This is a genomic window from Pseudorhodoplanes sp. (assembly GCF_050250235.1).
In the GTDB taxonomy this organism is placed as follows: Bacteria; Pseudomonadota; Alphaproteobacteria; order Rhizobiales; family Xanthobacteraceae; genus Pseudorhodoplanes.
In genome coordinates this window covers 21,337-29,649 of record NZ_JBFWPA010000084.1, presented here as the reverse complement: position 1 = coordinate 29,649, position 8,313 = coordinate 21,337, and the positions used below count along the sequence as shown (strand labels likewise).

Sequence of the window (8,313 nt, the reverse complement as noted above, 5' to 3'; positions counted from 1 at the left end):
TTCTCCAAAGTGTTGATTCGACAACTTCACTTTAGAGATCTGCGGCCCGGCCCTGACCGCCTGCCTGCGTGATGAGCGCCGCAGTCGGTCAGGGCCTCCATCCGAACTGTTCCTGATGTGCTACGGCCGCGAGTTCTGCGGCAGGCCGGATCAGCACCCATACGAGCTGTTCCTGCAACTGGAGGAGATCGAGCACCGCACCACACGGGTCAAGCGACCGCAGTCCAACGGCATCGTCGAACGCCTGCATCGCACGCTGCTCGACGAGCACTTCCGCGTCGAGGGCCGCCGCACCTGGTTCGAGACCATCGAGGAGATGCAGGCCGTTCTCGACGACTATCTGGAGAGCGCCCGCATGGCGCAATCGGGCAAAGACCCCCGATAACGTTGCACAACCATGATGGCGGACCCAGCGCGCCATCATGACCAAGGCCGGAAAAATCTAACCTCCGGCGGTCCAACGTTCGGTCTCAGAGCAGGAGCCGGATAAATCTAACCTCCGGCGATCCAAAGTTCGGCCTCAGTGCAGGTGCGGTGAACTGCGCCCGGATTGAGACAAAAGTGAGCAAATTGTTCGCGTATTAAGTGTATTTGCGCTGCGCCTTCAATTTCGTCCCGCTATCGCATGTTCATAGATGTCCTCCTCCTGAGCATTATGGATTCGCACCAATGCTTCGATCGACTCGATGACCCGCTGAGCATCTCGAATGAGGTAGCGGTCGGCGTCCTGCGCATCGAGGCCGGATGACAAATGTCCTAATAGGCGCGCGAGGTGGATAATCTCCCGATGGGCCCGGCTCATTGCCGCCAAACCGTGGCCGTCAGTCAGAAACTTGGCAAGCTCCGGATAAACGCTAGCTTCGTCAGCGCGTTCATGCCGTACAATTTGGCGCGCGACGATCTCATTTGCCTGAGAGATCAGGCTTACTGCAGCTGCTCCTCCGGCGTCATCCAACGCATCGGCGATTTCGCGTAGCCGGTCGAGCGCGATGTCGAGGCGCTCGTGATCCTTGCGCAGAGCCGCAGCTGTCTCTGCCGGCATCGCCGGGCGACCAAAGCTGTACCCCGGCGTCAGCGCGCGCAATGCATTCAGAATCACGGCGACGTCGATCGCCTCCTGGGTCAACGCTCCGGCAATGGGAGGCAGCCAGCCGATAGCCGCAACGAACATAGCAATACCTGACATTGCGAGCCCGGCGACGATGCTTTGAACCGCGATCCGATGCGTACGCTTCGCGATGACGATTGCACGGAAACACGGTCCAACCGATCCACGAGTATGACGACATCTGCTGCCTCGGAGGAGGCACTGGCGCCTCTGGCACCATGGCAATGCCGACGCTGGCCGCCGCGAGAGCAGGGGCATCGTTGATGCCGTCTCCGACCATGATCGTCGGGCTCAGCCGCTGCTCTGTGGCCACCGCATCCACCTTATCGGACGACACACGATCCGCGAGTACGGCATCAAGATCGAGAGCGGCGGCGATGGTTTCGGCAGCATCGGCTCGGTCGCCGGTGAGCATAACGATACGCGAGACGCCCGCGGACCTCAGCGCCTGTACGGCGCGCGGTGTTTCACGCCGGAGTTCGTCGCCAAGCAGGAGGGCCCCGATCATGCGGCCGTCGACAGCCACAAATACACTAAGTGCCGATCGCCATGCCGCTCGTCTGAGCGCACGCACCGCCCATTCCTGTGGCTTTCGGTCTCCATAAACCAATTGATGGGATCCGACCCGAACATGCTTTCCGTCGACGACAACCTCCAAGCCGGACCCCATCGTTTCGTGTACACTGGAGGGTATGCTGAGGTTGAGACCCTTGCCGCGAGCGGCCTGCACGATGGAAGAAGCAACGACGTGATGCGAGGCCTGCTCCAGAGAGCCGGCGATCCGCAGCACATCCTCCGCCTGCTCGCCGGGGGCAGTCTCAATCGCTACCAGGCGGGCTCCGCCAACCGTCAGAGTTCCGGTTTTGTCGAACATGACCGTCTTGACGCGGGCAAGCGCCTCGAACGGCTTGCCGCCCTTGATGAGGATACCGACTCGCGCCGCTTGCGCGACGCCGGCAATGAACGCTACGGGGGCGGCCAAAATCAGCGGACACGGGGTCGCGGCCACCAGAACCGCCAGTCCTCGGATGGGATCGCCTGAGAAGAGCCAGGCCCCTCCGGCCACGACCAGCGTAACTGGGAGCAGGAACAGAGCAAATCGGTCGGCGAGGCGAATGAACGGAGCCTTTGCGGTCTGAGCCGCTCCCACCATTCTTACAATGCCTGCATAGGTGCTCTCGCCCGCCGTGGCTGTGGCACGCACTTGAAAAGTCTCGTCGGCATTGACTGTACCGCTGCGCGCCGACTCCCCCTCACGGCGCGAAACTGGAATCGGCTGGCCCGTCAGCAGGGCTTCGTCGATGACTGCGCCGGGACTGACGATGATCCCATCGATCGGGATTACCTCGCCCGCGCGCACGAGTATCGTGTCCCCTACCGCCACTTGATCGATCGGAACCTCCTCGATCAGCGATCCCTGGCGACGATGTGCATTTCGGGGCGCGCGGTCGATAAGAGATTTCAGATCCCGTTCGGCTCGCGCGATCGCAAAATCCTCAAGCGCATTGCCGCCGGCATACATAACAGCGACGACAGCTCCCGCTAGATTTTCGCCAAGGATGAGCGCGGCCGACATCGAGACAAAAGCGATTGCGTCTACCCCCATGCGACCAGCCAGCAGATCGCGGATCATGGATACGAGCAAGCCGATAACGACAGGCGCTGTTCCTGTAGCCCAAATCCAATTTGCAAGATCATTGTGGCCTACGGCCCATGCCAGGAGGCCAAACGCAACGCCGCCAAAGGCAATGACGATCAGGGCCCGTCGAACAAACCGCTCTGTAAGAATCGTGGGCATGGACGATGTTTCAGGCTGAGAGTAGCTGCCTGAAAGGCCATGGTGGCAGCTTTGTGATCGGTCGTGTCTCTTGCTGCCAAGGCAAACTAGCGCAGCGACCCCGGTAGCATCCGCACGAGTGTACGGTCGCGGAACAACCAGTGATGGACGAGCGCGGCGATAGCATGAAATCCCGCAAGAAACATCAGCCCATTGGCGAACAGTTCGTGAATATCCTTCACTGACCGTGAGAAGGCGCGGTTGGCCGGCCATGGGGAGGGGATTTCGAATAGTCCAAATACAGAGAGCGCGTTGCCGCGCGCGAACTGAAGCACGATGCCCGCAACCACTACGCCGATAAGCAGCGCGTAAAGTGCATAATGCGCCAAGGCTCCAGCGCGATCGAGCCATTTTCCAAGCACCGTGGGCTCGGTCGGCGGAGGCGGGTCGGCTGCCCGCCACAGCAGGCGCAGGATCAATGCAATCAATATCGTGAGCCCGGCGGTGACATGGATAAAGGTGCCAGCCGCGCGCGCGGCTCCTTTCGGCAGCGCATCGTCAAATGTACCGGTTGCCCATGCGATCAGAACGAGTCCTGCTGTCATCCAATGCAGGAACTGCGGTATTGCACCGTAACCGTGGGGCGAATTCCGATATCGCATTTTTAAAGTATACTGCCAGAACATGCGGTCGGATTGATCCAAATCATGGTCCCCCAAGGGGTGGTTCTCTCGATTGGTCAAAAAGGGGCGTTCATGACGCGGCTTCATTTGCATCCGGAGGCCCATCTCGTCGAGCGCATCGGGTGGTTGAGGGCAGCCGTACTAGGGGCGAACGATGGTATCGTCTCAACGGCGAGCTTGATTGTAGGCGTTGCAGCCGCAGCTGCTACTCCGAACGATGTTTTGCTGGCTGGTGTCGCGGGGCTCGTCGCCGGCGCGATGTCGATGGCCGCAGGTGAATATGTGTCTGTCAGTTCGCAATCTGACACTGAACAGGCTGACCTTGCGCGTGAGCGCAAGGAGCTCAGCGAGAGCCCGGAATTCGAACTGAATGAGCTTGCAGATATTTATGTAAAACGAGGCGTCGATCCAGCGTTGGCGACGCAAGTTGCCCGACAGCTTATGGATAGGGATGCATTGGGAGTTCATTCGCGCGAGGAACTTGGTATATCCGAAATCACGACTGCACGTCCGATAGAGGCAGCGCTGACCTCGGCTGCAACGTTTTCGGTGGGCGCAGCAATGCCGTTGTTGATGGTCATTGTGTCGCCCGCCAATGTTCTGGTTCCGGTCGTGTCGGCCGCGTCTCTCGTTTTTCTAGCTCTTCTTGGAGCCGTCAGTGCAATAGCGGGTGGTGCCAATATTGTGCGCGGCACGGCTCGCGTTACATTTTGGGGGGCTTTGGCGATGGCCGTAACTGCGGGCATTGGTAGGCTGTTTGGCGCTGTGGTGTAAGAGTGAGATGTTCTATTCCATTAGCTAGTGAATAGGCGCAACGCTCGAATTCTCCGGTGGAGACTGATCCCCTACGGGAGTGTTTACGCGAGACGCGGTTTCATCGGCTGTATCGAGTGCGTCTAGCCGCGACGATTTGCGTGGGGATCGTTGACGCTAAGGGCTAAGCAAGATGTCACAATCTCGTATCTGGCTCGCTATAGGTGTAGTTGCCGCGGTTGTGGTGGCAGGATTCTACCTTGGCTCAGGAGTCCTCCGCACACCAACCCTTCCAACCGGCTTTGCCAGCGCCAATGGTCGCATCGAAGCGACTGAAATCGACATCGCGACCAAAACCGCCGGCCGCGTGAAGGAGATCCTGGCCGGCGAAGGCGACTTCGTCACTGCCGGTCAAGTTCTTGTCAGGATGGATACGCAAGTCCTTGAGGCACAACGGCGTGAGGCAGACGCACAGTTGCGCCGTGCCGAAATTGCGGTCGAAACGGCCCGCGCCCAGGTGGTGCAGCGCAAGGCCGAAAAGCAGGCTGCAATTGCAGTGGTTGCGCAACGGCAAGCCGAACTCGACGCTGCGAGAAAGCGCTTCGACCGCTCCGAGCAACTCGCTAAAACCGGTTCCGGATCAATCGAAACGCTGGACAACGACCGCGCGCGTTTCGAAGGTGCAAAAGCGGCAGTCAGCGCAGCGGAGGCGCAGGTTGCAGCAGCAGACTCTGCGATCAGCGCATCGGAATCGCTGGTCGTACAGGCCATGGCCGCAGTCGACGCCGCGAAAGCCACAATAGAGCGTATCCAGGCCGACATCGACGACAGCACGCTGACGACGCCGCGCGATGGACGTGTGCAGTACCGCGTGGCGCAACCCGGCGAGGTACTCGCCGCCGGCGGCAAGGTTTTGAACATGGTCGATCTCGGTGACGTGTTCATGACCTTCTTCCTCCCGACTGAGCAGGCCGGCCGCGTCGCCATCGGCTCGGAGGTGCGGCTCGTGCTCGACGCGGCGCCGAATTACGTCATCCCTGCTCGCGCCACCTTTGTGGCCGATGTCGCCCAGTTCACCCCGAAGTCGGTTGAGACGGCCGATGAGCGGCAGAAGCTGATGTTCCGGATCAAGGCGAAAATCGAGCCCGAACTTCTCAAGAAATACATCCGGCAGGCAAAGACCGGCCTTCCTGGCATGGCCTATGTCCAGTTGAACCCGGACGCTCGATGGCCGGACCGACTGCAAATCAGGCTGCCGCAATGAACGGCGGCGCGCCGGCCATGCCGGTGGCAAGCATACGCGACGTCAGCCTGCGCTACGGCAAGGTCACAGCGCTTGCCCAAGTCACGCTCGACATCCCGTCCGGCTGCCTGGTCGGGCTGATCGGCCCGGACGGGGTCGGCAAATCGAGTCTGCTGTCGCTGATAGCCGGCGCACGTGCGCTGCAGAGCGGCCGTCTCGATGTACTCGGCGGCGATATGGCAAGCGCGACACATCGTCGATCCGTCTGCCCGCGTATCGCATATATGCCGCAGGGCCTCGGCAAGAACCTTTATCCGACGCTTTCGGTGTTCGAGAATATCGAGTTCTTTGCCCGCCTGTTCGGGCAGGAACGCGCGGAGCGCGAGCGCCGGATCGCGGACCTGGTGCAGGCTACCGGCCTCGCGCCCTTCACCGACCGGCCTGCCGGCAAGCTGTCCGGCGGCATGAAACAGAAGCTCGGACTGTGCTGCGCCCTGGTGCACGACCCCGACCTCCTGATCATGGACGAGCCGACCACAGGCATCGATCCGCTGTCGCGTCGCCAGTTCTGGGAACTGATCGGCCGAATCCGCAGTGGTCGCCCGGGCATGAGCGTCTTGGTGGCAACGGCCGATATGGAGGAGGCTGCAGGTTTCGACTGGCTTGTGGCCATGGATAGTGCGCGTGTCCTGGCAAGCGGAACCGTGCCGGACCTGCTCGCGCGCACAGGGACCAGCACCCTCGAAGCCGCATTCGTCGCCCTGCTGCCGGAAGAGCGAAGGCGCAGTCACCGCACGATCTCGATCACGCCGCGCCGGGATGGCGATCACGACATCGCCATCGAGGCGCAGGACCTGACCATGCGCTTTGGCGATTTCGTTGCAGTCGACAACGTCAGCTTTCGCATCCACCAGGGCGAAATCTTCGGATTTCTCGGCTCGAACGGTTGCGGCAAGACCACGACCATGAAGATGATTACCGGCCTGCTGCCGCCAAGCGAAGGGCAGGCCTATCTGTTCGGGCAGCCCCTCGACGCGCGCGACCTCACCACGCGCCGGCGTGTCGGATACATGTCGCAGGGCTTTTCGCTCTATACTGAACTCACCGTGCGGCAGAATCTCGAACTGCATGCGCGCCTGTTCCATTTGCCGCCGGACACAATCGCCGCGCGCATTGCAGAGGTGGCCGAACGTTTCGAATTGCTGGCGATCATGGACGTCCTTCCGGGCGCCTTGCCGCTCGGACAGCGGCAACGCCTTTCGCTCGCGGTCGCGATGATCCACGCGCCCGCCATTCTGATCCTTGACGAGCCCACATCCGGGGTCGACCCGATCGCCCGCGACGCGTTCTGGCAGACCCTGATCGACCTGTCGCGCCGCGACGGCGTGACGATCTTCATCTCGACGCATTTCCTGAGCGAGGCGGAGCGCTGCGACCGTGTGTCGTTCATGCATGCGGGGCGCGTTCTGGTCAGCGACACGCCCGCGGCGTTGATTGCAAAGCGCGGTACAAGGACACTGGAAGACGCCTTCATCAGCTATCTCGAAGAGGTCGTGGACGAGGCACCGTCACGTCCCATGTCCGTCGCTGCGAGGCCCGCGACGCCGTCCGCGCAGCAAGACGCGCACAGGACGGGACGCTCATTCGAGCCACAGCGCATGCTCAGCTATGCCCGTCGCGAGTCGCTCGAATTACGGCGCGATCCGATCCGGGCCACGATGGCGCTCGTCGGCAGCGTCATCCTGCTGCTGATCTTCGCCTACGGCATCACCATGGACGTGGAGGACCTCACATTCGCGGTTCTGGACCGCGATCAGACCACGACCAGCCAGAACTACATCCTGAACGTCGCAGGCTCACGCTACTTTCGGGAGACCCCGCCGATCACTGATTATGACGATCTCGACCGAAGGATGAAAGCCGGCCAGCTCACCCTGGCCCTGGAGATCCCTCCGAACTTCGGCCGCGACATCGCACGTGGCGCAAAAGTTCAGATCGGAGCATGGATCGACGGCGCGATGCCGATGCGCGCGGAGACGGTGCAGGGTTATGTGCAGGCCCTTCACTATCAATGGCTGAACAGCATGGGCACAAGCGTGAGCCCGGTGAGTATTGCGCTACGTTATCGTTACAATCCGAACGTCCGTAGCATCGTGGCGATGGCGCCGGCCATCATTCCGATATTGCTGCTGCTGATCCCGTCCATGCTCACCGCGCTAAGCGTCGTTCGCGAGAAAGAGCTCGGCTCCATCATCAATTTCTACGTCACTCCGACGACGCCGCTCGAATTTCTGCTCGGCAAGCAGATCCCCTATATTGTGCTCGCGATGTTCAATTTCCTGTTGCTCGTCCTGATTACCGTTACGGTCCTCGACGTGCCGTTCAAGGGAAGCTTTCCAACCCTCCTCGCCGGCGCGCTGCTCTACATCGCTTCGGCCACAGCGATGGGCCTGCTGATGTCGTCCTTCATGCGCAGCCAGGTTGCCGCAATCTTCGGCACGGCGATCGCGACATTGATCCCGGCCATGCAATATTCGGGGTTCATCGAACCGGTTTCCGCCCTGGAGGGCATCGGAACCTTCATAGGTGAAATGTATCCGACGACGCATTTCCTCACGATCTCGCGCGGCACGTTCGCCAAGGGCCTGGATTTCGCTGACTTGCGGGACTCCTTCCTGCCGCTGTTGATCGCGGTCCCGGTGCTCATCGGGCTGTGTACGGTTCTGCTCAAGAAGCAGGAGACGTAACG

4 protein-coding genes and 2 pseudogenes are annotated in these 8,313 nt (G+C 61.0%); 4 read left to right on the top strand and 2 right to left on the bottom strand.

Annotated features, from left to right (window positions below):
- Positions 1–124 precede the first annotated feature (124 nt).
- Positions 125–343 (top strand): annotated as a pseudogene (locus AB7F49_RS26955) (integrase core domain-containing protein); the annotation flags it as partial.
- Between the two features lie 261 nt (positions 344–604).
- Here AB7F49_RS26955 and AB7F49_RS26950 read toward each other — a convergent pair.
- Positions 605–2,906: pseudogene (locus AB7F49_RS26950) on the bottom strand (heavy metal translocating P-type ATPase).
- Positions 2,907–2,992: 86 nt separating this feature from the next.
- On the bottom strand, positions 2,993–3,589 hold the full coding sequence (locus AB7F49_RS26945; protein WP_428528150.1) for a cytochrome b: 597 nt from the start codon (positions 3,587–3,589) through the stop codon (positions 2,993–2,995).
- A gap of 51 nt (positions 3,590–3,640) precedes the next feature.
- Here AB7F49_RS26945 and AB7F49_RS26940 point away from each other — a divergent pair, with 51 nt between their 5' ends.
- The 3 genes from AB7F49_RS26940 (at position 3,641) to rbbA (ending at position 8,311) form a co-directional block, all read left to right on the top strand.
- The gene (locus AB7F49_RS26940; protein ID WP_428528153.1) at positions 3,641–4,342 is read left to right on the top strand and encodes a VIT1/CCC1 transporter family protein; all 702 of its coding nucleotides are present in this window, start codon (positions 3,641–3,643) and stop codon (positions 4,340–4,342) included.
- 172 nt (positions 4,343–4,514) lie between these two features.
- A complete protein-coding gene (locus AB7F49_RS26935) occupies positions 4,515–5,585 on the top strand; it encodes an HlyD family secretion protein (protein WP_428528148.1) in 1,071 nt (356 codons plus the stop codon).
- Entirely contained in the window at positions 5,549–8,311 is a 2,763-nt protein-coding gene (gene rbbA, locus AB7F49_RS26930; protein ID WP_428528146.1) for a ribosome-associated ATPase/putative transporter RbbA, read from the top strand. The genes AB7F49_RS26935 and rbbA overlap by 37 nt, the downstream gene beginning before the upstream one ends.
- The last annotated feature ends 2 nt before the right edge of the window (positions 8,312–8,313 follow it).